Origin of the sequence: Aquisphaera insulae (genome assembly GCF_011064615.1) — a bacterium.
Classification (GTDB): domain Bacteria; phylum Planctomycetota; class Planctomycetia; order Isosphaerales; family Isosphaeraceae; genus Aquisphaera; species Aquisphaera insulae.
On sequence record NZ_JAALJH010000084.1, the window covers coordinates 1 to 24,181 of the forward strand.

The 24,181-nt window shown below is 69.0% G+C and carries 15 protein-coding genes; 4 read left to right on the plus strand and 11 right to left on the minus strand.

All coding sequences use genetic code 11. From position 1 onward, the window contains the following. Positions 1–108: 108 nt before the first annotated feature. The 8 genes from G6O54_RS29685 to G6O54_RS29720 all read right to left on the minus strand — a co-directional run bounded on the left by G6O54_RS29685 (position 109) and on the right by G6O54_RS29720 (position 14,783). Positions 109–1,374 carry an amidohydrolase family protein gene (locus G6O54_RS29685; RefSeq protein WP_165231857.1) on the minus strand — a complete coding sequence of 422 codons (1,266 nt, stop codon included), beginning with the start codon at positions 1,372–1,374 and terminating at the stop codon, positions 109–111. A 320-nt stretch (positions 1,375–1,694) separates the two neighbouring features. Further along, complete coding sequence (locus G6O54_RS29690; RefSeq protein WP_165231860.1) at positions 1,695–2,846, minus strand: hypothetical protein; 1,152 nt, start codon at positions 2,844–2,846, stop codon at positions 1,695–1,697. 179 nt (positions 2,847–3,025) lie between these two features. Continuing rightward, positions 3,026–8,005, minus strand: a complete 4,980-nt coding sequence (locus tag G6O54_RS29695; protein WP_165231863.1) for a PVC-type heme-binding CxxCH protein — start codon at positions 8,003–8,005, stop codon at positions 3,026–3,028. A 163-nt stretch (positions 8,006–8,168) separates the two neighbouring features. Then, a complete protein-coding gene (locus G6O54_RS29700; protein ID WP_165231866.1) occupies positions 8,169–10,262 on the minus strand; it encodes a hybrid sensor histidine kinase/response regulator in 2,094 nt (697 codons plus the stop codon). Positions 10,263–10,269: 7 nt separating this feature from the next. Continuing rightward, a complete protein-coding gene (locus G6O54_RS29705) occupies positions 10,270–10,731 on the minus strand; it encodes a response regulator (RefSeq protein WP_165231869.1) in 462 nt (153 codons plus the stop codon). Between the two features lie 6 nt (positions 10,732–10,737). After that, complete coding sequence (locus tag G6O54_RS29710) at positions 10,738–12,987, minus strand: ATP-binding protein (protein WP_165231872.1); 2,250 nt, start codon at positions 12,985–12,987, stop codon at positions 10,738–10,740. Beyond that, on the minus strand, positions 12,971–13,588 hold the full coding sequence (locus G6O54_RS29715) for a biliverdin-producing heme oxygenase (RefSeq protein ID WP_165231876.1): 618 nt from the start codon (positions 13,586–13,588) through the stop codon (positions 12,971–12,973). The genes G6O54_RS29710 and G6O54_RS29715 overlap by 17 nt, the downstream gene beginning before the upstream one ends. A gap of 586 nt (positions 13,589–14,174) precedes the next feature. Further along, entirely contained in the window at positions 14,175–14,783 is a 609-nt protein-coding gene (locus G6O54_RS29720) for a hypothetical protein (protein WP_165231879.1), read from the minus strand. Positions 14,784–15,024: 241 nt separating this feature from the next. On the opposite strand from G6O54_RS29720, the gene G6O54_RS29725 reads away from it, so the two are divergent. Both G6O54_RS29725 and G6O54_RS29730 read left to right on the plus strand, forming a co-directional pair. Continuing rightward, the gene (locus tag G6O54_RS29725) at positions 15,025–15,540 is read left to right on the plus strand and encodes a hypothetical protein (RefSeq protein ID WP_165231882.1); all 516 of its coding nucleotides are present in this window, start codon (positions 15,025–15,027) and stop codon (positions 15,538–15,540) included. 12 nt (positions 15,541–15,552) lie between these two features. Beyond that, a complete protein-coding gene (locus G6O54_RS29730; RefSeq protein WP_165231885.1) occupies positions 15,553–16,884 on the plus strand; it encodes an HD domain-containing protein in 1,332 nt (443 codons plus the stop codon). Positions 16,885–16,926: 42 nt separating this feature from the next. Here G6O54_RS29730 and G6O54_RS29735 read toward each other — a convergent pair whose 3' ends face one another. Continuing rightward, entirely contained in the window at positions 16,927–17,391 is a 465-nt protein-coding gene (locus tag G6O54_RS29735) for an acyl carrier protein (protein ID WP_165231888.1), read from the minus strand. Between the two features lie 657 nt (positions 17,392–18,048). Between G6O54_RS29735 and G6O54_RS29740 the strand changes: the two genes are divergently transcribed. Then, entirely contained in the window at positions 18,049–19,026 is a 978-nt protein-coding gene (locus G6O54_RS29740) for a hypothetical protein (RefSeq protein ID WP_165231891.1), read from the plus strand. A gap of 132 nt (positions 19,027–19,158) precedes the next feature. Here G6O54_RS29740 and G6O54_RS29745 read toward each other — a convergent pair whose 3' ends face one another. Continuing rightward, on the minus strand, positions 19,159–20,550 hold the full coding sequence (locus G6O54_RS29745) for an MATE family efflux transporter (RefSeq protein WP_165231894.1): 1,392 nt from the start codon (positions 20,548–20,550) through the stop codon (positions 19,159–19,161). Positions 20,551–20,936: 386 nt separating this feature from the next. Between G6O54_RS29745 and G6O54_RS29750 the strand changes: the two genes are divergently transcribed. Beyond that, positions 20,937–21,419 carry a hypothetical protein gene (locus tag G6O54_RS29750; protein ID WP_165231897.1) on the plus strand — a complete coding sequence of 161 codons (483 nt, stop codon included), beginning with the start codon at positions 20,937–20,939 and terminating at the stop codon, positions 21,417–21,419. Between the two features lie 123 nt (positions 21,420–21,542). Here the strand turns inward: G6O54_RS29750 and G6O54_RS38600 are convergent, their stop codons facing one another. Then, a complete protein-coding gene (locus G6O54_RS38600) occupies positions 21,543–24,110 on the minus strand; it encodes a protein kinase domain-containing protein (protein WP_165231900.1) in 2,568 nt (855 codons plus the stop codon). Between the last annotated feature and the right edge of the window lie 71 nt (positions 24,111–24,181).

Below are 24,181 nucleotides of genomic sequence, written 5' to 3' on the forward strand. Positions count from 1 at the left end.
TGGCCCGCTGGCGACCGCGATCGCCATGCACCCACTCGGGGTAACCTCGCCTCCGCCTGTCCGCCACCCTCGACGAGCACTCCGAATTCTATGGGTGAGAAATGCGGGTTAGTTCGTCTTCCCTTCTTTCATGACCATGCGGATCTTGCGGAGGGCCGTGATGTCGCGGGTGGGGTCGCCGTCGACGGCGATCAGGTCGGCGAGCAGGCCGGCCTTGATCGAGCCCACGCGGCGGTCCAGCCGCAGGGCCCTGGCCGCGTCCGAGGTCGCGGCCCGGAGGGACTCGACGGGGGACATGCCGAGGGCCGTCAGGAGCTCGAGCTCGCGGGCGCCGTCGCCGTGGCGGAAGACGCCGATGTCGCTGCCGTTGGCGATCCTCACGCCCGCCTCGCGGGCCATGGTGAGGAGCTTGCGGAGCCTCGTCAGCTCGGCGGGCTCGGGCTGCGTGTCGAGCTTCCAGCCCGCGTACCTGGTCGCGCCGGCCTCGGCGGCGGCGAGCGTGGGGCAGAAGGCGACCCCGTGCTCGGCCATCAGGCGGAAGGTCTCCGGGTCGCCGCCGTAGCCGTGCTCGATGGTGGCCACCCCGGCGAGCGTCGCGCGCCGCATCCCCTCGCGGGACGAGGCGTGGGCCGCCACGGGCCGGCCCTGCGAGCGGGCCGTCTCCACGATCAGCGTGAGTTCCTCGACGCTGAACGAGGGCAGGACCTCCTTGCCCCCCATCGCGGCGTCGGCATAGACCTTGATCCAGTCCGCCCCCTTGCCGATCTGGTCGCGGACGACGCGGATGAGCGCATCGTGCCCGTCCGCCTCCTCCGCCCCCTGGGGAATACTCCACTCGGGCGCGAACCCCTTCGGGGCATACGCCCCGGTCGCCACGATCGCGCGGGTCGTGACCAGCATCCGCGGCCCGGGGACGATCCCCTGCGCGACCGCGTCGCGGAGCCCCACGTCCGCGTAGCCCGCCCCCTCGGTCCCCAGGTCGCGGATCGTCGTGAAGCCCGAGTGGAGCAGGCTCTTCAGGTGATTCGTCGCCCGGCAGACCCGCAGCGCCAGCGGCTCCTTGAGGACCTGGTCATTCCAGGTCGCCTCGTTGTACGGATGGAGCAACACGTGCGTATGCGCGTCGATGAGCCCCGGCAGCAGGGTGGCGCCGGGCAGGTCGACGACCTTCGCCCCGTCGGGGATCTTGATTCCCGCCGCTGGCCCGGCCGCCTCGATCGTCTCCCCGCGGACAATGACGACCCAGCCCTCGACGGCCTCCTTCGCCAGCCCGTCGAAGACCCGGGCAGGGCGGAAGACGACGGGCGGAGGAGACTCCGCCCGGGCCGTGATTCCCACGAGCACCAGCAACGCCGCGATCAGTGACTGTCTCATCGTGCCAGCATCCCGTGACCATTGATGCAACTGAAACTCAGGAGTGGAAGAGAACCGAGGGATTGTCGCAAACTGCGGAGCTTCGGGGCTCAGAGAGCCTGACAGATGGAGCGGGTGGCCGTGGTGGAACACCACGGAGAGCAGGCCGAGTGGTCGGACAGGCTTCTCTCCGGGGCCGAGCCAGTCCCGTGGTGTTCCACCACGGCCACCCGGAGGGCCTACGTGGCTACCAGGAATGGCAAGATCCACCATCACGTCGTGCAACAATCCCAATACCGAAAACTCGCGGGAACCTCCGAACGTCTACGACATCGCGTTTCCTAATCCCCGAGTGCTCTGCCGAAAACCACAGCCTCGATCGGCGCCCCGGTGCTCCGGGTAAGACCCTCCAGCATTCGGATGAAGGCCGGCAAGGCAAGTTCAGGATCCACATCCCCCATATCGCATTCGACCAGCACCGAGTCCGTCGAGACATCAAAGCTCAGTCGCGGCTTGGAGTGGGATCCGATCCCGCCGAATCCGCCATAGGAGCAGAGCCTGCCCCATGAGTCCATGAGATCGCGGAGAAGATCTCTCTCCTCTGGCGTTGGCGTACGCTCGAAATAGACCGTCCCACGAAAGCTGTCCCACTCATCATCCGGAAGACAGAGGACGCGAAATCTCACCGAAGGGAAGGAAGAATCGACAATCCCATCGGAAGGCACGAATGACTCCCGAGACGCCTCTGGATTCGAGGCGGCATGATCGATCGCATCCTCTGGGAATGGCAAGAATGTCTGTTCCCCACGGGCATTCGGGAAGAACTCCTGGATCTCGTCCTCCGTATGACCATAGGTAATCTCCGTGACAACATGAACACCTTCGCCAAAATCGAGCAGCACCAGCGAGAGCCAGTTCAGCGTATCCTGACCGGATTTCGATGCGTCGATGATGAAACGGGCGATGGTCCTGGTGAACGTCGCGCCTTGTGTGACCAGGCTCACCGGCCCGTCCTCGAAAGCGCCTCGCTTCGACGCGTCACTCATCCAATGCTTCACGGCGTCCAGGAACGCTTCTCGGATCGACCCGTTAAGACGCGCGCGGAAGACCACGAGTATGGTCAGCGACGCGAGCTCGAACTCGCCGGGTGTCGGATCGAATGCCGTGCTGCGCCAGCCACGAAGCGCGCATTCTCCTCCGAGCCGTGATTGATACTCTTCGGGGTAGAGGATCGCGTAGAACTTCCGCGGAACATAGGGTCCGAGTGATCGAAAGGGGCCGCTCGCTTCCAGCCTCGGTATGAAGGCATACTCGGCGAGTTGGTGCCAGGATTCACTCTCGCCGTAATGAACCCACGTGTCTTTGTCGACTTCGACGGCCCCGTTCGGGAAACGGCGTACCGTTCCGCCCGGGACCGAAACGCGTTCCAGCGAAGCGACGAAGTCGCCATCCAGCGTCTCAAACTTCTCGACAGCCGATCGCGATAGCAACATGTAGGAATCGCGGTTTCCCTTAATCGGAGCCCCTCCGCGGCCAAGGCCGAACTCCTGGGATATTAGCGAGTCAGCGCGGTTTGTCGACCGATGGCTGACACAGAGCGGACGGCACGCGGAGCGTGCCTGCTACACCTGGCAAGGCGGAGAGCCGGAACGGGGATTCCCGAGACAGCCGCTCAATGCCCATGCCCCGCCCCCCCGCCCGCGCCCGCTGCCGCGTGCCCGTGCCCCTTGGCGTGGTCGTCCCGGAAGAGGGGGTGGTTCGGGTCGCCGCCGGCGGCGACGTAGGCGACCAGGTCGAGGATCTCCTCGCGGGTGAGGCGGTCGAGGAGGCCCTTGGGCATGATCGAGGACGCGGAGGGCTTGCGGGCCTCGATGTCCGACTTCTTGATGAGCTTCGGCTCGGCGCTGGCGAGCGGGTTCTCCACCAGGCTGACGACGTCGGGCGTCTCGGCGACGATCAGGCCGGTCGCGACCTGGCCGTTCTCGAGCTCGAAGAGATAGGCCTGGAACTTCTCGTTGATCTTCGCCGAGGGCTCGAGGATGTTCCGGAGCAGGTCCTCGGGCGACTGCTTCGGCTCGAGCTTCGCCAGGTCGGGGCCGAACTCCTTGCCGACGCCGCCGAGCTTGTGGCACGAGACGCACGTCGCCGACTGGAAGAGCTGCTTGCCGTTGGCGAACGACCGGTCGTGGCCGAGGCCGCGGATCGACGCGGCCAGGTCGTCGAAGGCCCACTCCGTCCGCGGGCGGGTCGAGCGGAGCAGCTCGTCCTTCGGCGGCATCGGGCGGGCGGCCAGGTAGCCCTCGGGCGAGGCGAGATACTCGTCCAGGTCGGCCACGACATACAGGGCGCCGTACATCCGCCGCCAGTGGCCGGGATAGGTGCACACATAAGGATACACGTCGACTTTGCTCGGCGCGGTGAAGGAGATCTTCTGCGACTCGCCGGGCTGGAGCAGCTTGCTGGTGATCAGGATCTTCCCCGACGCCGGGATGTACTGGCGGCGGATGGCGTCCGGGCCCGACGCGGTGGCCTCGGCGAGGAGTCCCACCTCCTCCAGGCTGCCGGGGACGGCGACGACCAGGTTGTGGGGCATCGTGTCGCCGTTGGTGAAGAGGATCTCCACGGGCTTGCCGGCCTGGACGACCAGGCGGTCCACGTCGTACCGCATCTGCTCGAGCACGGTGCCGACGCGGAGGACCCGCACGCCCAGCGCGGAGAGCTCCTTGCGTGCGGCCTTGGCGCGGTCGGCCGGCAGGAGCGACGCCAGGGCGTCGCCGAGCTGGAGGGCGTCGAGCGCGGCGGGCGAGGTCCGGTCGCTCGCGGGAGTGGCCCTGATCTGCGTGAGGATCGCCTCGAGCAGGGCGGGGGCCTCGTCGGCGGGCCACGAGGCGGCGGGGAGCTTCTGGAGGGCGAGGATCGCGGCGTGCCGATCGATGCCCTCGCGGATGAACTTCGCCAGGGTGCGGGCGGTCTCGGCCTCGTGCCCGCGGAGGGCGGTCAGGGCCTGCATCGCGGCGCGTCGGACCGATCCCGCGGCGCCCTCGCCGCCGACCGCGAACGCCGCCTTCACGGCGGGGGCGGGGTTATCCGCCTTGCGATAGACGGGCCGACGGCCGGCGTCCAGGACCTCGAGCGTGAAGCCGCGGAGGCGACGGCCGAGCTCCCCCTCGGTCCGGTTGTGGACGACGATGGAGTCGATCGGGAACTCCGCGCCGAGGTCGACCTCCCACCAGGGGCTCGGGGTGTTCTCCTCGGTGTGGGTCTGGCCCTCGTCGCCGAAGGCGCCGCTCGCGTTGCCGTCGATGGCGCGGGCGGCCTCGCCGCCGTTGGAGGTGTTCTTCTGGGTGGCCTTGCCGCCGCGGGCGACGTTCCGGCCGTCGCTGATCACCTCAACCTCGGCGAGCGTGAGGGTGCCGTTGCGGGGCAGCTCGATCCGGACGAATCGGCCCAGGACGCCCGGCTTCTCGGCCCCCGGCGAGGGATGGAGCAGCGGCTCGATCCGCGGATAGAGGGCCGAGCGGCGGTCGGGGTCGCGGATCAGGGGGACGGCCGCGAGCAGGTCGCGGAGCGTGACCGGCGATCTCGCGGCGAGCTCCCAGGCGCGATCGGCCGAGCCGTCGGCCGCGACGATCGCGGCGAGGCCGAGGCGGCGGAGCGCGGGGGAGCGGGACGACTCGGCGAGCTTCTCGAGATCGGCCCGCAGCGGGGCGAGGTCCGCGGGGCTCCGCTCCGCCAGGATCCGGGCGAGCTCGACGATCGCGGCCTCGCTCCGGCTCTCGTTGTCGTCCCCGGCGTCGCGGTCCTTGAGGGCCTCAACCAGGCTGCGCGGCTCGGGCTTGCCGTCGAGCTTCGCGAGGTCGGCGAGGGCTAACCGGCGGATCTCCTCGCGGATGCCCGGGCGGAAGAGGATCTCGAGCAGGACCCCGCGAGATCGATGCATCCTGAGCAGGGCCTCGGTGTCGACCTTGCCCAGGAAGTAGCGGGCGCCGGCGTCGCTCCGGATCTCCACCGGGCGGCCCTCCGCGATCGCCCGCTTCACGATCGGCTCGAGCGCCCGCAGGGTCTCGCCGCGGGTGTACTCGATGTAGTAGTCCGAAGGGTATTCGGCCGTGATCAGGGCGACCTCCAGGGCGGCCGGGTCGTTGAAGAAGCTGGCCGCGCGGACAGCCTCGAGCCGGACCCGAGGCGCGGGGTCGGCCGCCATCTTCGCCAGCCGGGCGAGCGCATCGGGGACGCGGTCCCGCGTGTAGCAGAGGACGCGGGTCGCGGCGGCCCGGGCGCGGAGGTCCCTGGCGGCGAGGACTCGGTCCAGCAGCGACACGTCGACGGCGTCGAGCGATTGCGTGATCCAGAGGGCTTCCAGCAGGTTGTGCTCGAAATCCGCATCGGACTTGTCCAGGCGATCGACCCAATTCTTGAGCGCGGCCAGGACCTCGGCCGTGGGCCGCGCGCCGATCTCGACCCGGGCGCGGTAGCGGACGCGGTCGTCGCGGTCCTTGAGGACGTCGAGCAGCTTATCGATGGCTTCGCCGGCGATCCTGGGCGGGGTGACGAGCGGCCGGCCCTCGTGGGTCACGCGGTAGACGCGGCCGTGGCCGCGGTCGCGGCTCGGGTCGCGGAGGTTGTGCTGCATGTGGCCGATGATCGGGTTCTGCCAGTCGAGGAAGTAGATCGCCCCGTCCGGGCCCATCTCGATGTCCACCGGGCGGAAGTTGGTGTCGTCGGAGAAGACGATCGGCTCCTGCTCGACGGCCGTGAAGCCGGAGCCCGCGTCCTGATACTTGTAGCGGTGGATGCCCTGGAAGCCGATCACGTTGGCGACCAGCAGGTCCCCCTGCCAGTCGTCCGGGAACTGGCGGCTGGAGAGGATCTCGGTGCCGCCGCACGGCCGGGTGCGCTGCTGGAAATAGGGCTGCATCCCGGGGTGCTTGTCGGGATAGTCCAGGTGGCCGGAGAAGGCGGTGCCGTAGTAGTTGACGTTGCCCGTGCCGTCGGTGACGAAGTCCTGGCCCCAGCGGTCGAAGACGTGGCCGTGGGGGTTGGCGAACTGGTACGAGACGTACACCTCGAACTTCTGCGTCCGCGGCTCGTAGCGGAAGACCCCGGCATTGACGCACCGCACGGGGGGGCCATAAGGCGTTTCCACCTGCGTATGATGGAATGTGCCTTCCTGGAAGTAGACGGCGCCGCCGGGGTCGAGGCGGAAGCTGTTGGACGTGTGGTGGGTGTCCGCGGAGTCGAGCCCGGAGAGGACCCGGGTGCGGACGTCGGCGCGGTCGTCGCCGTCGGTGTCCTTCAGCATCATCAGGTCGGGCGCCTGGGCGACGAGGACGCCGCCGGGGACGAGCTCGAAGCCGGTCGGGCAATGGAGGTGGTCGGCGAACGTGGTCTGCTTATCCGCCTTGCCGTCGCCGTCGGTGTCCTCGAGGATGAGGATCTTGTCGTTCATCTCCTCCTTGGGCTTCCAGTGGGGATAGGTGGGCCAGCAGGCGACCCAGAGCCGGCCCTTCGCGTCGAACGACATCTGCACGGGCTTGGCCAGGTCCGGGAACTCCTTCTCGGAGGCGAAGAGGTTGATCTTGAGGCCCTTGCCCAGGGTCATCCGCGCGATCGATTCGGCGCCGCCACCGAGGAAGATATGCTCGCCATTCGGCCCCTTGCCGGGCCGGTTGGTCTTCACGGGGATGAACGGCGGGGTGTTGTCGTCGTCCACCCGGCGGTCGCCCCCCTTGGCGACGGTCCAGATCCGCTGGTCGCGGTTGGCGGTCATCACGTCCAGGACCTCGAGCTCGCGGTCCATGACCACGCGGTTGGTCTGGCCGTCCACGAACTTCAGGTCGGCGCGGCCGCCGTACATCGAGTAGCCGTCGACCGTCCGATAGCGGTTGAACCAGAGGAAGTCCTTGTCCAGGATCGCCCGGCGGAGCTTCTCGAACGCCTCCGCGTCGCGCTTGGCGACGGGGCCGTCGGGGAAGAGGGCCCGGTCGATGATCGCCGCGAGCATCCGGTTGCCGTCGGCCGTCAGGTGGATGCCGTTGATCGTGTACGGCTTGCTCGCGCCCTCATACATCGATTTCGTGGGATGGTACAGGTCCACGAAGGTCACGCCCTTGGCCCCGGCGACCTCCGCCATGATCGCCGTCGTGCGCCCGAGGCGGGCGTTGTTGGCCTTGCCGTCGGGGAGGGAGCGGTCGCGGGTGTCCTCGTGGGCGATCGGCGAGAAGAGGACGAGCCGGGGTGCGGACTTGCCGTTGTACTTCTGCGCCAGGGTGTGGTCGATGAAGTCCGCGAGGTCCTTCCGGAACTTCGCCGGGTCGCCGAACGACTCGTTGTAGCCGAAGAAGGCGAAGATCACGTCGGCCTTGGTCCGCGCGAGCCATTCGTCGGGCGTGCCGAAGTCCTTGGAGCGGAGGCGGATCGTCAGCTCGTCGGCGGCGTAGCCGAGGTTGCGGAAGGAAAGCTCCGCGGCGGGGAAGCGCGCCTGGAGGTGCGTCTCGAGCCAGCCGTCGTGCTGCATCCGGTCGGCCAGGGTGTTGCCGATCAGGCTGACGTGGTCCCCATGGCGGATCTCGAAGTTGCCGGCGAGGGCGGCGGGCGAGGCGGCGAGGGCGAGGAGGATCGGGACGAGCGGCATGACGCGGGATGGTCGCATGGGATGCGGTCCTTGGACGCGGCGGGTTGGGAGACTGCGTCGGCTGCGGCGTGGCAAGGCGTGACGTGAGGCCCATTGTGCGGGGCGGTCGGGGAGATTGCAATCCGCGATCGGGCGGGGGGAGAGGGTCAGGGGGCTGGCCTCGCCCCTGTTCGGTGTGGCCTTACCCCCGTCCGTCCCTTGCTCCTCGCCCCTCGTCCCTCGCGAGGTCGAGGATGCGGAGGAGGTCGTCGACGTCGACGGGCTTGACCAGGTGGTGATGGAAGCCGGCCTCCTCGGCGCGGCGGCGGTCGTCGACCTGGCCGTAGCCGGTGACGGCGGCGAGGAGGGGGGGATTGTCGCGGTGCTCGGCGAGGATGGCCCGCGCGACCTCGTAGCCGTTGAGGCGGGGGAGGCCGATGTCGAGGAAGGCGACGTCGGGGCGATAGGCCCGGACGGCCTCCACGGCCGAGACGCCGTCGTGGGCCACCTGGACCTCGTGGCCGAGGGCGCGGAAGAGCATGGCCATGGCGAGCGCGCCGTCGGCGCAGTCGTCCACCACGAGGAGCCGCATGGGGGCGGTCGCCGGGCGGGAATCGCGGCCCGTCGCGGCGGGGGGCCGGTCGTCGCGATCGATCGGGAGGCGGACGGTGAACGTGGTCCCCTTGCCGGGCCCGTCGCTGTGGGCCTGCACGGTGCCGCCGTGCTGCTCGGTCAGGGTGCGGACCATGGTCAGGCCGATGCCCAGGCCGCCCCGGGCGCGGTCGAGCGAGCGATCGGCCTGGGCGAACAGGTCGAAGACGCGGGGCAGCATCTCGCCGTCGATGCCCATGCCGGTGTCCGAGACCCGGACCACGGCCGTCGCGGGGGAGCCGTCGGGGCCCTCCTCGACGCCGACGAGGACCTCCACGCGGCCGCCGTCGTCGGTGTACTTGGAGGCGTTGTTGAGGAGGTTGGTGAAGACCTGGTCGAGCCGGGTCGGGTCGGCGAAGAGCGGGATCGGCGAGCCTGGCAGCTCGACCCTCAGCTCCTGGGAGTGGGCGTCCATGAGCGGCCGGGCGGCCTCCGCGACGCGGGCGACGATCGGCACGAGGTCGGCGGGCTCGCGCCGGAGCGTGATCTTGCCGCGGCTGATCCGGGAGACCTCCATCAGGTCGTCCACCAGGCGGGCCAGGTGCTTCATCTGGATCGAGGCGATCTCCAGGGCGGTCCTCGCGTTCTCGGGCAGCGGGCCGGACCGCCGCAGGATGTGGAGCGAGGTGACCACCGGGGCCAGCGGGTTGCGGAGCTCATGGGCGAGCATGGCGAGGAACTCGTCCTTGCGGCGATCGGCCTCCGCGAGCTGGTCGGCGCGGCGGCGGGCCTCCGCCTCCAGCCGCTCGAGGACCCTCACCCGCTGCTCCTCCTGGACCCGCCGGGCGGCCACCCGCTGGATCGCCTGCTCCACCCTGGAGCGGAGGGCCTCGCCGCCGAGCCGGCCCTTGACGAGGTAGTCCGCCGCCCCCCGCTTGAGGGCCCGGACGGCGATGGCCTCGTCGCCGCGGCCGGTCAGCATCAAGACCGGGAACGGCGTGATCCCGGTGCCGCCGGTCAGCTCGTGGAGGAACTCCAGGCCGTCCATGTCCGGCAGCGAGTAGTCCAGGATCAGGCAGTCGAGGCCGGCGGACCGGCAGAGGGCCAGGGCCTCGCCGCCGGTCGCTTCCTCGAGGATCCGGTAGCTCGCCCCGTCGGCCTCCGCCGCCTTCGTCAGGGCGCGGCGGGCCGCCAGGCGGTCCTCCGGGGAGTCGTCCACGATGAGGATCAGGCGCTCGTGACCCGGGCTGGCGTCCTGCGCCTCGCGGTGGGCGCGCTCGCGCTCGACCCGCCGCCGCTCGAGGGCCGGCCGCTCCTCGAACTTGGCGATGGCCTCCGCGACCGCCTGGCGGAGCTGGCCCGGGGTGTACTGGCCCTTGACCAGGTAGTCCACGGCCCCTCGCTTCATCGCCTGCACGGCGACGGCCTCGCTGCCCCGGCCGGTGAGCATGATGATCGCGAACGGGGCCGCGCCGGTGCCGCCGGTCAGCCCCTCGAGCACCTCCAGGCCGTCGGTCCCCTCGAGCGAATAGTCGAGCAGCACGCAGTCCGGGGGCGACGAGCGGAACGCCGCGGCCGCCTCTTCAAAGGTGGAGAAGAGGGCGAACTGGTACGACTCCGGCCCGTCGGCCAGGTGCCGGAGCACGGCGGACCGGTCCTCCGGGGTGTCGTCGATGACGCCGATGAGTCGGCCGGGACGCGTCATGGGAGCCTCATCCGTTCCGTTCCGATCGCCCGGGGGGCAGGGCCACCGTGTCGAGCCAGTAGCTCTTGAGGGTCTCTACCGTCCTCAGGAAGTCGTCGAACCGGACCGGCTTGACGATGTAGCTGGACGCCCCGGTCCGGTAGCAGAGCTCGATGTCCGCCGGGTTGGACGAGGTGCTCAGCACCACCACGGGGAGGACTCGCAGTTGCCCGTCCGCCTTCAGGTGGTCCAGCACCTCGCGGCCGTCGGTCCCCGGCAGGTTCAGGTCCAGGAGCATCACGGCCGGCCGCGGCGAGCTCGCCGGGTCGGCGAACGGGCCGCGGCGGAAGAGGTAATCGAGCGCCTCGTCGCCGTCGCAGCAGCGATGCACGGGGTTGGTGATCCCCGTCTTGCGGAAGGCGCGGCGGATCGCCTCAAAGTGCTCGTCGCTGTCCTCCACGACGAGGATGAGATGGCGCGGATCCGGCATCGCTCCCTAGCTCCCGAGCGTGAAGTAGAACGTCGCCCCCTCTCCGGGAGGCGACTCCACCCATATGCTACCCCCGTGCCGTTCCGCGATCTTCTTCGCGAACGCGAGCCCTGCGCCGGTGCCGCCGCCGAACCGGTCGCGGCCGTGCAGCCGCTTGAACATCCGGAAGATGGCGTGGCGGTGCTTCTCCGGCACGCCGATGCCGTTGTCCTTGACGTAGAAGACCGGCCGTCGGTCGGCGACGGTGCCGTCCACGGGCTCCCGGTAGCCGATCTCCACCCGCTTGGCCGGGCGGTCGTTGTACTTGATGGCGTTGGTGATGAGGTTCTTGAAGAGGATCTCCGCCTGGGTCCGGTCGCAGCGGACCACGGGCAGGGGACGCGGGACGGCCAGCTCCACGGCCTCGCGGTCGAGCGTCAGGCGGAGCAGCTCGAGGACGCCGGAGAGGACCTCGTTCATGTCGGTCGGCTCGACGGCCAGGTCCACCCGGCCCAGCCGGGAATAGTGGAGCAGGGACTCGACGATGTCCTCGAGCCGCTGCGAGAGGCGGACGAGGGTCTCCAGCTTGTCCTTCCCCTCGGCGTCCAGCCGGTCCGCGTAGTCCTCCATCACGAACGTGGCGTAGTTGTGGATGCCCCGCAGCGGCTCCTTCAGGTCGTGCGAGGTGATGAACGCGAACGAGTCGAGGTCCGCGTTGCTCCGCTCGAGCTCCGCATTGAGCCGCGTCAGCTCCTCCGCCCGGCGGACGATCACGGCGATGATCGCCTCGCGGAGCATCCGCGCCGCGTCCACCTCCCAGGGCCGCCACGGCAGGCTCCGCTGCTTGACCACCTCCTGCCAGAGGGCGAACGACCGCCGCGGGCTGAGCAGGCCGAACGGGCCCTCGCCCTCGACCGGCTTGGTCGGGTCGCCCCCCCAGTCCACGGTCTGGATCACCTCGGGCCGGAACCAGAGGACGTGGTGCCCGTGGATCTTGGTCGTGCGGATGGCGATCAGCCCGCTGGCCACGCCGGCGAACTCGGCCGCCTCCGGGCAGAGGCTGGCCAGGCGGTCGGTGTGGAAGACCTCGCCGTCGGCGTGGACCCGCAGCCAGGCGACCAGCCGCTTGACCTGGTCCTCGGTCGGGGCGACGCCCGAGAGCGTGCACGCCCCGTCGTGGACGATCGCCGCGCCGGAGGCGCCGGTGAGCGCCAGCAGGTCCTCGCCGGTGAGGCCCCGGGCCAGGTCCCCCTCCGCGCTCATCCGCTGGAGCAGCCGCTCGCGGACGGCGTGGAGCCGGGCGCGGTATTCGACCCCCTCCAGGTCCTCCTTGACGGCGATCTGGGCGGAGACGAGCTCGCCCAGGAAGACGCAGGCGTCACGGACCATCGGCGGGACCCGACGGGCTCCCGCGTAGTGGAGGCACGAGAGGAGCCCCCAGAGCCGCCCTTCCCGCATCAGCGAGACGGACATCGAGGCGCGGACGCCCATGTTCTTCAGGTACTGGATGTGGACCGGGGAGACCCCGCGGAGGATCGCCGGCGAGAGGTCCAGCGGCCGGCCCGTGCGCGGGTCCAGCTCCGGGACCAGCGGGGACGGCGCCGCGGCCACATCCGCGATCAGGCGGATCGGGCTCTGGTGGTAGATCCGCCGGGCCGGCTCGGGGATGTCGCTGGCCGGGAAGTGGAGGCCCAGCAGCGGCTCCAGGTCGTCCCGCTTGGCCTCCGCGTAGACCATGCCGTTCCACTCGTCGTCGAACCGGTAGACGGTGACCCGATCGAAGCCGGTGAGCTCGCGCATCTCGGCCGCGGCGACGCGGCAGAAGGCCTCGAGCGAGCCGGCGGCCAGCAGCCGGCCCATCGCCGTGCGGACCGACCGGTAATCGGCCTCGATCGCCGGCCCGGCGTCGCGGGCGTCCTCCAGCTCCAGCAGGAGCGCCCCGTCGTGGCGGTGGGCCGTCGCGTCGAACGGCCGGCCGCCGACGGTCAGCCGGAGCGGCCCGCCGCCGCGGACGTCCGCCGAGCCCAGCCAGGCCCGGCATCGCCCGCGGGCATCGCCGCCGTCGATCCGGTCGAGGATCGTCGTCCCCGCCAGGCCTTCCGCCGCGATGCCCAGCCGCTCCGCCGCATTGGCGCTGGCCTGGAGCACGGCCAGGTCCGGCTCGCGGAGCGACAGGAGTACCCCGTGCGGCTGGACGCGGCCGGGGATGTGGATCGGCTCGCGGTCGCAGTTGGACAGGTCCACGACGTGGCCGGAGGCGTCATGACCGGGCTTCATGACCCGCCTCCTTCCCGCCTTCGACCTCCTCATCGCCGGGGGCCACCCAGGCCTCGAAAGCCTCGAACGTGGCGGCGGCGTAAGCCAGGGTTTCTTGCCGGTCCTCCGGGTCGACGACGGCGCGCTCGGCGGCCTCGCGGAAGGCGGCCCACATCGCGCCGGTGTCCTTCCCGTAGCTCGCATAGAAGGCCAGCCCGGGGCCGGAAAACCCCAGCGCCTTCTCCACGTGCTTGCGGACGAACTGGCCGCCGAGCGTGGCCCCCTCCATTACATAGAGGCAGCCGATCGCCGAGGCGATCGTCCTCGGCCTGGGCAGGTCGTCGCAGCGGGGCAGGGCGGCCACGTCCCCCGGCCCCCACCCCAGATGGACCAGGTCCGCCGCCAGCATCGGCGTCTTCCGCCGCGCGGGCAGGTCCAGCCCCAGGCCGTCCAGCGACCGCATCGCGGCGAGCCATCCCTCGAACGGCTCATAGAACCCATACAGCCGGCCGAGCAACCGCGCGTAGGATTTCGCGTCGCGGGTCCGGCGGAGGAGATCGACGGCCCCTTCCACCCGGCGGTGGAGGTGCTCAGTGTGCTGCTTCAACTCGGCGAGTACCATGCGCCGTCCTTGATTGATCGGGCTGGGCGGGCCCGGGCGCCGTTCCTCGGTATAGCGGCCCAGCCTACTTTTCCGCGAAAGCCGCCGTCAAGCGCCGGACGTGCAACCCGCCACCGCCCTGTTGGGTTCGGTCGTCGCCCGCGCGACCGAACCCAACAGATCATTACCCTATTCCAGACAACAGCTTACGCACCAAAATCCGCCCCCAAAGCCCATTCCTCCGCATCTCGTCCCATACCCAACTCATCCCCCCATTCCCATTCCGGATCTCCCCGTCTTCCATCCGTGTTATCCGCGTCATCCGTGGTCGGTCATCCCCCCGCCGGCCCGCATCGTCCCTGCGCGGGCCGGCGTGGTGAATCCCGAAATCCGAGGCCGGATTGTCAAGGAGCGCGCCGGCGCACCGCGAACGACACGGCACGATCAGCTATTCAATAAGATCCGCTCAAGTCCGCCGCCAGTTTCACGCTGACGAGGAAAAACCCTGGAACGATGATCACAATACCGGTTCTACCATGGATGACGCGTATACCGCGGATAGAAACAGAGAGGGCAGGGACATGGATGGGATTCAGGAGGGTAGGGGTCATTCAGGTTGATGTTCCCGGTTCGGTCCGAGGTTCCCATCCGTGTGATCCGTGCCATCCGTGGTAGAAACCCCTCCCCGCGATGCGAGAGGCGTGGCCGGCCGGCTATTCAGGTCCACGACCCGATCCCTGTATTGCCTCCAGCCCTCGAATCCCCAGATCAGCACGGCGCCGAGCTCTTCCGCCGAATGGCAGACGACCTCCGGGAAACGGTCGAAGGCGGCCGCGCGGCCCGGCAGGGCGGTCATCGCCGGGTTGCCCTCCATCGCCGGCAACAGGATCCAGTCCGCGGCCCCCAGCAGATCGAAGAGGAACCGCAAGAGCTCGGTGGTCAGCCCCCGGCGGATCGCGACCATGCATCCGGTCTCCAGCTTGCTGCGGCTGAAGATCTCGGCCACGCCTCCATCGCGGAACTGGACGAGGTAACTCTCGAACCCATCGGACACGACGCCGCCGGCGCGGTCGATGACGTCCCGGACCGCGTCACGATCATGAATGCTCAGCGGCAGGTTGGGCAGGACGACCTTCACCTCGCCGGTGAACGGGTTCGCCTTCTCGACGGCCTCGGTCCCGAACCGGCACGGCACGTAGAAGAGGTCGAAGCTCACGAGTTACCTCCGATCGTCCGCCTCGAATCGATTCGTCCGAAACCCAGGTCCTGTCCCACCGCCCGGCCCATCATGGCGACGGGCCGAAGATCATCCTGGCTATGGGGAAACGGGCTCCATGATCGGCAGAGCTCCGTTGACGCAAGAGGACCGGATGCTATACTCCTGTCTATCACGGATCTATTGCGGCCTGGGTAATCTCTCTCGCTTGTGGGCCGCTCTGATCGGCAGGAGGTGCCGGATGAACCGCTACCAGCTTGCCAAGGTCGTGGACTGGGCTGGGATACTCGAGACCCGCAAGCGGATGCAGAAGGTGATTTACCTGCTGCAGGTCGCAGGTTGTCCTCTGGGCGCCAGTTATGCGCTCCACCATTATGGCCCGTACTCGCAGGATGTCGCTCGCCTGACCGATGAGATGGTCCAGGCGGGCTTGTTGACCGAGACGACGAAGTCCAACGGCATCGGTCAGCAATATTCCTACAGCCTGTCGGAGGTCGCACGCCACAGCCTGACCGAGCTCGAGGCGTCCGCGGGCCGAGGCCTGTCGGCCGCCCTCGATGCGGTCCTGTCGGGGAAGCGGTGGCTCCTAGAGGAAGATCTGAAGGATCTGGAATTTGCCGCCACGATCATCTTCTTCCGACAACAGGGCCACGACTGGCCCTCGGCCGTGGAGAAGATGCGCCAGTTCAAAGGCCTGACGGAGGGGAGCCCGGCTGTCAAGCGAGCCGACGTACTGGCTCGGAGAGTCGTCGCGTGACCGGGGGCGGAGATGTCCTCGAAGTCGAAGATCTTCCGCGATCCCCTGTACAATTACATCAGCATCGACGCCGATGAGGACGGTTGGCTCCTCGAGCTCCTCGATAGCCCCGAGGTCCAGCGGCTGCGGCGGATCCACCAGCTTGGGGTCAGTTACCTGACCTATCCCGGAGCGGACCATAACCGGCTGGCGCACAGCCTGGGCGTCGTTCACCTGATGCAGCAGGCGATCCAGCGCCTTCGTCAGATCCACAAGAGTGCCGATATCAACCGAGGTCGCGAGCCGATGCTGGCGGCCGCACTCGTCCATGACGTCGGACACGGACCGTTCTCGCACCTCTTCGAACCCTGCCTCGGCATCGACCACGAGGTCTGGTCCAGGGCGGTCGTGCTCGACGATGAGACGACCGTCCACAAGGTCCTGAAGCAGGTTGATCGTTCCCTCCCTCGGACGGTCGCCGACCTCATCGATGCCGACAACCAGGACCACCCGGCCTGGCAGAAGTATCTCCTCTCCAGCCAGCTCGACATGGACCGGCTCGACTACCTGCGGCGAGATAGCCTCTTCACGGGTGCCGGCTACGGACATTTCGACTGGTATCGGCTGCTCAACACCTTCGAAATCTACGAGTCGGGCGACTCGAGCAAGGACGTCGTCTGGGCCGAGAAGAGCCAGTTGGCCATCGAGGAGTTCATCTACGCCCGGTTCTACATGTATCACAACGTCTATCTCCACAAGACAACTCGGGGATTCGAGAAGCTCCTCGAGGCGATGTGGGGAAGGGCGAGGCGACTCCACGAGGATGGGACCGACGTCCTGCTCGTCCCCGCGATCGGGGAATTCTGGAGCGCGGGCGAGCCGTCCGCCCGCCAGTACCTGGCGATGGAGGAGTTCACCGTCCTCCAGCAGATCCAGAACTGGACGGGCCATCCCGACCATTCCTTGAGCGACCTGGCCCGAAGGTTCCTGGGACGGCAACGGTTCGCGATGGTCGAGGCACCTGCTTTCAGGGGCTCCCTGGCGCCGGATTACGAAGGGTGCAAGGCGGCCCTGATGGAGCTCGTCGGATCCCGGGCGGAGTACGACCCGCCTGAGATGTATTGCCTCGAGGACAGGGTGAAGGCGAAGTATAACCAGCCGTACTTCCCCGAGAAGGAGGACGACGAGCAGAGCGTCAAGAACGCCATCCGGATCCTTGTCGAGGATTCGGACAAGCCGGTCGAGGTCTCGAAGCGACTCGAGCGGCTGAGGGCCGTGACCGAGGTCCCCGCCGAAAGGGTCCGATACTACGTCCCGAAGGATCTCCAGAAGGAAGCCCGACGACTCCTCGCCGGCCGGAAGTGAGCTCGCGACGGCGAACAGGATGGCACCCCCGCGATCCTCCCTTCAATTCGTCCCGGGCGGCGTTCGCAGGCCGCGGACGATGCAGGCCGCGAACGGGCCGAATTCTTCGGGCCGCGTCCGACCCATCTCCTCCCTGGCGGCAGTCATGGGGATCTTCCGACCCAGCGATCGTTCCAGGCGGAAGATGAGATCCATCAGGTCCGGTCCTATCCATTGCATCCGCCAAAGATCCACCATGCGATCCTCGGGGCGGATCGCTTCGGCCGGGACGCCGATCGATTCCGAAAGGCAGCGCCGGATCGCCAGACAGATCGGCGCGTCCTCCTCGGAGGCATCCAGGGCGCGGAGATACTCCGCATCCGTCAGCGGGGGCCGCTCCTCGACCATCCTCCGCTTCTGCCGCCTGTACCATCGGCCCTGGCCGGTGGCTTCCTCGATGAGCCAGAAGGGAGCATACAGGATGTAGCCCACCGCTTTCAGCACGAGGATCAAGGTTCGGTTGAGCATAATCCGGGGATCCAGAGAGGATCGAACGTCGATCCACGGCGATCAGCGCTGCGGGGTCGATTCGCCATCATAGGTCCCCGGCCAGGAGAGGTTCACGCGGCGGTCCCATCGGCGCTCGGCGATCACGCGGCTCCGGGACATCCGGGCCTCGGGGCGCCGGTCCTACCAGAAGATCTCCGATCTCTATGCCACCAGCTGGCAGCCGGTGATCTCGGAACGCCGGATCGCTCCCTGGCATCAACGGTCCGTGGGCGTGACCTCCCATTCCGACGTCCGCCAGGGCGTGCAGAGGCCGTTACGAACGCGATTTCCGACGGCGAGAAGCGCCGTCCACGCCCCTCTGAGATCCTTCCCCCTTTGCCCTTCGATGACGATCCGGCCATGCCACCCCGACCTCGGGAGGGGTGCGAGGATGAGGCCGCTGGATCTTGTGCCGATCGATTGCAAACCCACTCCGGTTCGAGTGAAGTAAGACCCGCCGCGATCTTCGAAGGGGGACATACGGGCGGTAGGGCTCGGGACGTCCCGGCACCTTTGAGGATCGACCGCGGGCGCGGCCGCACGGGACGACCGCGCCCGTCCTCCCGAAGATCGGGACGGGAAACCTCGCGCGATGAAGGTCTTCACCGGGCCGATAGGCCAGATGGGGTTGAGATCATGCCGACTCATGGGGCGATCAACCATGCGGGCCAGGGGCGGGGGCGCATCTGCTTCCGCGGCGACATCGGGGATGAGGCCCTGAATCGGGATCCGGAGGTCCTCTTCCGGAGAGGATTCCGGAGTAAGGCCCCGCAGGCGGAGATCACCTCACCGAAGACGGGCTACATGGCGGTCTACATCGCCAAGCGGCATGCGCCCTATTACAACCAGATGGACCTATCGCGACAGGTCGTCTACACCAAGGCGGAGGCGCTCCGAAAATATGGGAATCTGAACATCGCGACCGCCGAGGGCGTCAAGGACCTCAAGCAGATCTATTCGGAGGATTGCCACGTCGCCCTCCTGCCCACGGTCACGGACATCGAGTCGCCTTCGGCCGTCTGCGTGACGCCCCGGTTCTCGATGGCCATCTTGTTCCCGCCGAAGCTGAGCCGGTATTCGGTGAATTGCCCGCCGGAGACGTGGGTCTATGCCCTGTATGTCCGCAACTATCACGACACCCATACCAGGCAGTCGCTGGAGGGGCTGGAGGCCATCCGGCGGCTCTATGCGGCCCACGCCGCGATCCGTCAGAACGAGATCATCTACAAGAAGTCGCCCGCGGACAACCCGCAGATCATCGAGACTTACGTCGAGAATTCCGGGCTCTGGCCGCTCTATGCCCAGGAGCTGGCCACCAAGGAGGTGGCCGCCGAGGACGTCATCTGCGCCGTCAAGGTCCACCGGGAATGGGGCGACCACGACTGGACGCACGGCTGCTCGTATAACATCTGGAAGCAGACCCTGGTCACGAACGAGAATTGCACGGTCGACCCGAGCATCATCCAGGCGGTCGAGAAGTTCATCCGCGAGGAGCCCAAGACGGGGCACACGCCGAGCCGCTCGTCGGGCTTCTACAACGACACCGACGAGGGCCGGATGAGCGTCGATCTCGGGAACGAGGCCGAGGGCCGCAGGCTCGGCACGTTCCAGTGAGGGCTCCGCGCGCGATGCGAGGCCACCGGTCATCCATCCGCCCGGGCGCCGGGCCGGGGCGCGGACGGCCGGGTCGGGGGCGTTCTTCAGGGCCTTGAGGGGTCGGGACGCGGGCTCTTTCAAGCGGGTCGCTCACGCCGCCGTTGCCGCGGCCTGCGCCTCGTGACCCTCGCGGGCGAGGGCCCCCGCCCGTCGCCACCAGGCGCGGAGGAGGTAGAGGCCGGAGGCGCCCAGGCCCATCGCCAGGCCGATCCAGAGGCCGACGATGCCGTAGCCGAAGATGAAGCCGAGGAGATAGCCCAGCGGCAGGCCGATCACCCAGTGGGCGATCAGGTTGGCCACCATCGGCGTGTGGGTATCGCCGGCGCCTCGCATCGTCCCGGTGGAAACCCCCTGCAGGCCGTCGAAGAGCTGGAAGGCCGCGGCGACCAGCATCAGCGTCGAGGCCCGGCCGATCACGGCCGAGTCCGTGGTGAAGAGCGAGGCGAGCACGCCAGGCACCAGCGCCATCAAGGTCCCGGACGCCGCCATGAAGCTCGCCCCCAGGACCAGGGCCGTCCAGCCGGCCCGGCCCGCCGCCGCCGGCTCGCCCCGGCCGAGCGCCTGGCCCACCCGCACGGCACCGGCCGACGCCAGGCCCAGCGGGATCATGAACGTCACGCTCGCCACGTCCAGCACGATGTGGTGCGCCGCCAGGGCCGCCGGCTCGAGCGTCCCGGCCAGCATCGTCGCCGCGGCGAAGACGCCCACCTCGAGCGTCGCATGGATCGCCGCCGGCACCCCCAGCACCACCAGCCGCCAGAGCCGCTCGGCCTGGGGCCGGAACGAGACCGCGAACAGGCCCGTCCGACGGCTCCAGCCATGATAGGCCGCATAGGCGATCAGAGTCCCCGCCATGTAGATTCGCGAGATCGTCGTCGCCCAGCCCGACCCGGCCACCCCCATCGCCGGGAACCCGAGGCGGCCGTCGATCAGCAGCCAGTCGCCCAGCACGTTGATCAGGTTGGCGCTCAGGATCGCGAACATCACCGGCCGGACCAGCCCCATCCCCTGGAGATACCGCCGGAAGGCCGCGTAGAGGAAGAGCGGCACGGTCCCCCAGGTCGTCGCCCGCAGGAACGGCAGGGCCCCGGCCAGGACCGCCGGATGCGCCCCGATCCGGGCCAGCAGCGACTCACACCCGAACAGCAGCAGCATCACCGCCGGACCGATCAACAAGACAAAATAAACGGACTGAATTAGCCATAAATGGCATTCGTCCAGCCGCTTCGCCCCATAAGATTGCGAGACCAGGGTATCGAGCCCGAGGAGCAGGCCGATGCCGAAGATCGAGACCGCGAAGAAAAGCGCGTTGCCCAGGCTGACGGCGCCGATGGCCTCGGCCCCGAGTCGACCCACGAACATGGTGTCGACGATGCCCATGGACATCCAGCCGAGCTCGGCCAGGACGACCGGCCCCGCGAGGGCGAGCATCGGCCCGAGCTCGCCGCGAATCCCGCGTTTCCAGTGAATCCAACCCTGCATCTCTGCCGATCCTGACTATCTCGCGACAAGGCGACCCGGCGTCAGGCTCATCCTGGCGCTCCCTGCCGTCTGGCCAGACCCGGGCCGGGCGGATTCGGTTCGCAGCCCCCGCCCGGCCCTTCCGGCCCGGGGATTGCCTCATGATAACCGGCCGCCGGAGGACCATCCGGCGGATTTCCGACGAGGCGGCTTTTCCCGCGTTTTTCGGCCGGCAATCTGCGTATAGTATCTTGCAAGACCCGCCCGAGGATTGCTTGAGTTCAGGGCCGTTCCGGCGGTTGGCGGACCTTGACGTGATCCACACGGGCCCGATCGAAATGTGATCCCCCGTCCAGGTCCAACCAGCCGCTTCCTCCTTTTCGATCGAGAGAGCCACGAGGCCGGTGATGATGTCCCGATCCGAGACCCACAACAATCGCCCCGAGCCCGAGCCCCTGGTGGAGACCGATTCGCGGTTCCCTTCCGGGCCCTGGTGCGGGTTCTTCCTGATGTCGCATTCCCCGGGCAAGCACACGATGGAGCTCCAGCTCACCTTCCGCCAGGGGGTGATGACCGGCGAGGGCCGCGACCGGATCGGCCCCTTCCTCATCAAGGGCAAGTACCAGGTCGAGGACGGCCAGTGCTGGTGGTCCAAGCGGTACATCGGCAAGCACGACGTCCACTATCACGGCTACAACGAGGGGAAGGGCATCTGGGGGCTCTGGGAGATCCCGCCGACCTGGAAGGGGGGATTCCACATCTGGCCCGAAGCCATGGGCGACCCGACCCAGCAGAGGCTCAGGGAGTCGATCGAGGAACCCCGGGACGAGCCGGCGGAGACGACGGAGGCCGTGGAGGAGGAGCTGCTGATGCCCGTGGGGGCGATCTAATTCGGGGACGGACTAACCACAGAGGCACAGAGGCACGGAGACGGACTTAGGAGGAGGGGAGGGGGGGGAGAAGGGAGAGAAGGGAGAGATAATAGAGAGAGGGGATGAGGAGAGGGTTCTCCCTCATCCAGCCGGGGGGGCTTCGAGCTTCTTGATGAGGGCCTGGAAGGCGGGCCGGGCGCGGAGGGAGTCGAGGTCGGAATCGGCCTTGAGGGCCTCCGCGGTCACGGCCTTTTCTTTCCCCTCGGCGGCCCGCTCCAGGGCGGTGAGGGCGCGGTCGCCGTAGAGCTTGCGGCGGAGGCGATCGGCCGGTGAGAGTTTGGGGTCGTCGTCGAGGATCTCCGCATTGCCCCCTTCCGGGACGCCGAAGAGGGGGACGCAGAGGGCGAGGTTCACCGCGAGCTGGTAGCCGTTCGCCGCGTCCAGCGGGGTGAGGCTCTCGAGCACATCGACGGCGTGCTGGAAGGACGCCAGCGCCTCCGGGTACTTGCCTTCCTGGCGGAGGAGCCTGCCGATGAAGTTATGGCATCGGGAGAGGTCGATCGAGAACATCCGCTCCTCGCGGTTGCGCGCGGCCAGCGCCTCGAGCACGGACCGGGCCTGGTTGGCGTGCACGAGGGCCTGCGCGATCTCCCCCTTCCTGTTCTGAAGCCGGGTGAGCAGGTCATAGACGAGGTAGAGCCCGGACTGGTAGGGGGTGGTGGCGGGGAATCGGCGATCGAGCTGTTCGAAGGTCGCCGCCGCCCGCGACGCCGCCTCGATCGCCGGGTCGACCTGGCCCATCGACTGGAGCATGGCGGCCAGCTCACTCTGCTCGACGGCGAGCTGCTCGAGCTGGTCGATGCGCGCGGGGTGAGTTTTCACCAGGTCCTCGCGCCCTTTCAGGCCCTTGCGGATCGAGGCCAGCCCGTCCTCGGCCGTCTCCGGCGAGGCGACGAGCGAACGGCCGAGGCCCATCTCGGCGGTCGCGAGGTCGGCGCGGTCGTCCACGCGGGGAGCCTTGGTCGCGGCCAGGCCGGCGGCGATCGAGATCGCCTTCCGCCAGGCGGTGCGCGCCGGGCCGAGGTGATTGTCGACGGTTTCCAGGGTGGCGATCGCGGCGACGACCTTGCCGAGGGCCCGGCTCCGGGGCGGCCCGACGAACCGCGGCGCGGCGTCGGACTCGAGCAGGGTCCGGGCTCGCTCCAGGACCTGGCGGGCCTGCTCGCGACGGTCGGCGCGGGGGATCAGGAGCTCGCCGAGCTCGGAGAGGACCTGGATCAGGTCCTCCTGGAATGACGAGTGCCCCGGCCGGGCGGCGATGAGCCGCTCGTAGGCCTCCTGGGCCTGCTCGTACTGCCAGGCCGCCACGTCGTTGACGCCGAGCATCCGGTGGATCTGGGCGACCCGCAGCCGGGCCCGGGCCGCGTCTTCGGCGGCCTGTGGGTCCGCGCCGCCGGCGCGCTCGCGAATCGCCTCGCCCTGGGCGACCCCCGCCTCGTAATAGTGCAGGAGCGACCCGAGCAGGGCCGCCCGCGCCGGGCGAAGCTCCGGGACGCCGAGGGCGGGCTCGGCCTCGACGCGGGCGAATTGCTCCTCGATCGTCGCGCGGGCCGCGCGGGCGGCGGCCTCGGCCCGCCCCTGGGCGCGTCGCGACCGCTCGAGGGCCACGAGGGCCGCGGCCAGCCCGAGCAGGGTCGCCAGCGTCAGCAGGGCCGCGCCGAAGACCGCCGCGGGATGCCGTCGGACCAGCCGCTTGACGCGAGCCAGCCGGCCCTCGGGGACGGCGGTCACCGGCCGGCCGCGGAGGAAGCGGTCGATGTCGTCGGCGAGCGGCCCGGCCGTGGAATAGCGGTGCGCCGGCTCCTTCTGGAGGGCGTGCAGCACCACCGAATCGAGATCCTCGTCCAGGTGGCCGCGGATCGCCGCCGGCGCCGCCCGGCTGGGCCGCTCCGGCGCCTCCTCGGCGACGGCCCGGGCGATGGCCCCTGAGTCGGCCTCGCCCTCCTTGAGGCGGTACGGATAGCGCCCGGTGAGGACCTCGTAGAGGACCATGCCCAGGCCGTAGACGTCGGTGGCCGTCGTGGCCGGCTCGCCGAGGACCTGCTCCGGGCTGGCGTAGCGGAGGTCGCCGTCCGAGTCCTCGCTCGCCTTCGCCTTCGCCTTCGATGCGAACCGGGGCGTGCCGTCGGCGGCAACTCGGACATCATGGGGGGCGAGGCCGCCGCGGATCCGGCCGCGGCGATGGTCCTGGTCGAGCGCCCGGCAGAGGGTCTCGACGATCCGGAGCCGGGCCTCGATGTCGAGCTTCCTGGTGGCGCAATAGGCGAGGATCGTGGGGTCCGTCGCTTCCGGCTCGTCATCGTCCCGGGCCTCGCCGGCCGGCGGATCGGGGGTGCCCGAGACGGCCTCGAGTGCCAGGCTGTCCAGGAAGTCGGACCCGGCGGGGGGATCGGTTTCGGTCGCGGGCTCGGCCGGCTCGGCCGGGGGAGACGGCTGGATCATCATCCCGTCGGGGAGCGTCGCGTCGTCCGGGACGGCCGCGGCGGGGTCGGCGGGAGGAGGAGGGCTGGACAGCCGAGCCTCGACGGCGGCTCGCATCGTCGGGTTGCCGCCGCAGGCCGCGTCGAGGAACCGTGCCCGTCGCTCCGGCTTCATGCTCCGCGCCAGCTCGGCCATCATCGCGACGGGGTCTTGCTCCGAGCCGTCCATTCGTCTCACCGCTCCAGGATGATCGGGGCCCGGCCGGGAGATCGGCGGGCACTTCGGTGGTCAGATCGCCT

Bases quoted from the DNA above. Each gene is read 5' to 3' on its own strand.
- G6O54_RS29685 (WP_165231857.1), bottom strand. From the start codon at position 1,374: ATGAGACAGTCACTGATCGCGGCGTTGCTGGTGCTCGTGGGAATCACG.
- G6O54_RS29690 (WP_165231860.1), bottom strand. From the start codon at position 2,846: ATGTTGCTATCGCGATCGGCTGTCGAGAAGTTTGAGACGCTGGATGGC.
- G6O54_RS29695 (WP_165231863.1), bottom strand. From the start codon at position 8,005: ATGCGACCATCCCGCGTCATGCCGCTCGTCCCGATCCTCCTCGCCCTC.
- G6O54_RS29700 (WP_165231866.1), bottom strand. From the start codon at position 10,262: ATGACGCGTCCCGGCCGACTCATCGGCGTCATCGACGACACCCCGGAG.
- G6O54_RS29705 (WP_165231869.1), bottom strand. From the start codon at position 10,731: ATGCCGGATCCGCGCCATCTCATCCTCGTCGTGGAGGACAGCGACGAG.
- G6O54_RS29710 (WP_165231872.1), bottom strand. From the start codon at position 12,987: ATGAAGCCCGGTCATGACGCCTCCGGCCACGTCGTGGACCTGTCCAAC.
- G6O54_RS29715 (WP_165231876.1), bottom strand. From the start codon at position 13,588: ATGGTACTCGCCGAGTTGAAGCAGCACACTGAGCACCTCCACCGCCGG.
- G6O54_RS29725 (WP_165231882.1), top strand. From the start codon at position 15,025: ATGAACCGCTACCAGCTTGCCAAGGTCGTGGACTGGGCTGGGATACTC.
- G6O54_RS29730 (WP_165231885.1), top strand. From the start codon at position 15,553: ATGTCCTCGAAGTCGAAGATCTTCCGCGATCCCCTGTACAATTACATC.
- G6O54_RS29735 (WP_165231888.1), bottom strand. From the start codon at position 17,391: ATGCTCAACCGAACCTTGATCCTCGTGCTGAAAGCGGTGGGCTACATC.
- G6O54_RS29740 (WP_165231891.1), top strand. From the start codon at position 18,049: ATGCCGACTCATGGGGCGATCAACCATGCGGGCCAGGGGCGGGGGCGC.
- G6O54_RS29745 (WP_165231894.1), bottom strand. From the start codon at position 20,550: ATGCAGGGTTGGATTCACTGGAAACGCGGGATTCGCGGCGAGCTCGGG.
- G6O54_RS29750 (WP_165231897.1), top strand. From the start codon at position 20,937: ATGATGTCCCGATCCGAGACCCACAACAATCGCCCCGAGCCCGAGCCC.
- G6O54_RS38600 (WP_165231900.1), bottom strand. From the start codon at position 24,110: ATGGACGGCTCGGAGCAAGACCCCGTCGCGATGATGGCCGAGCTGGCG.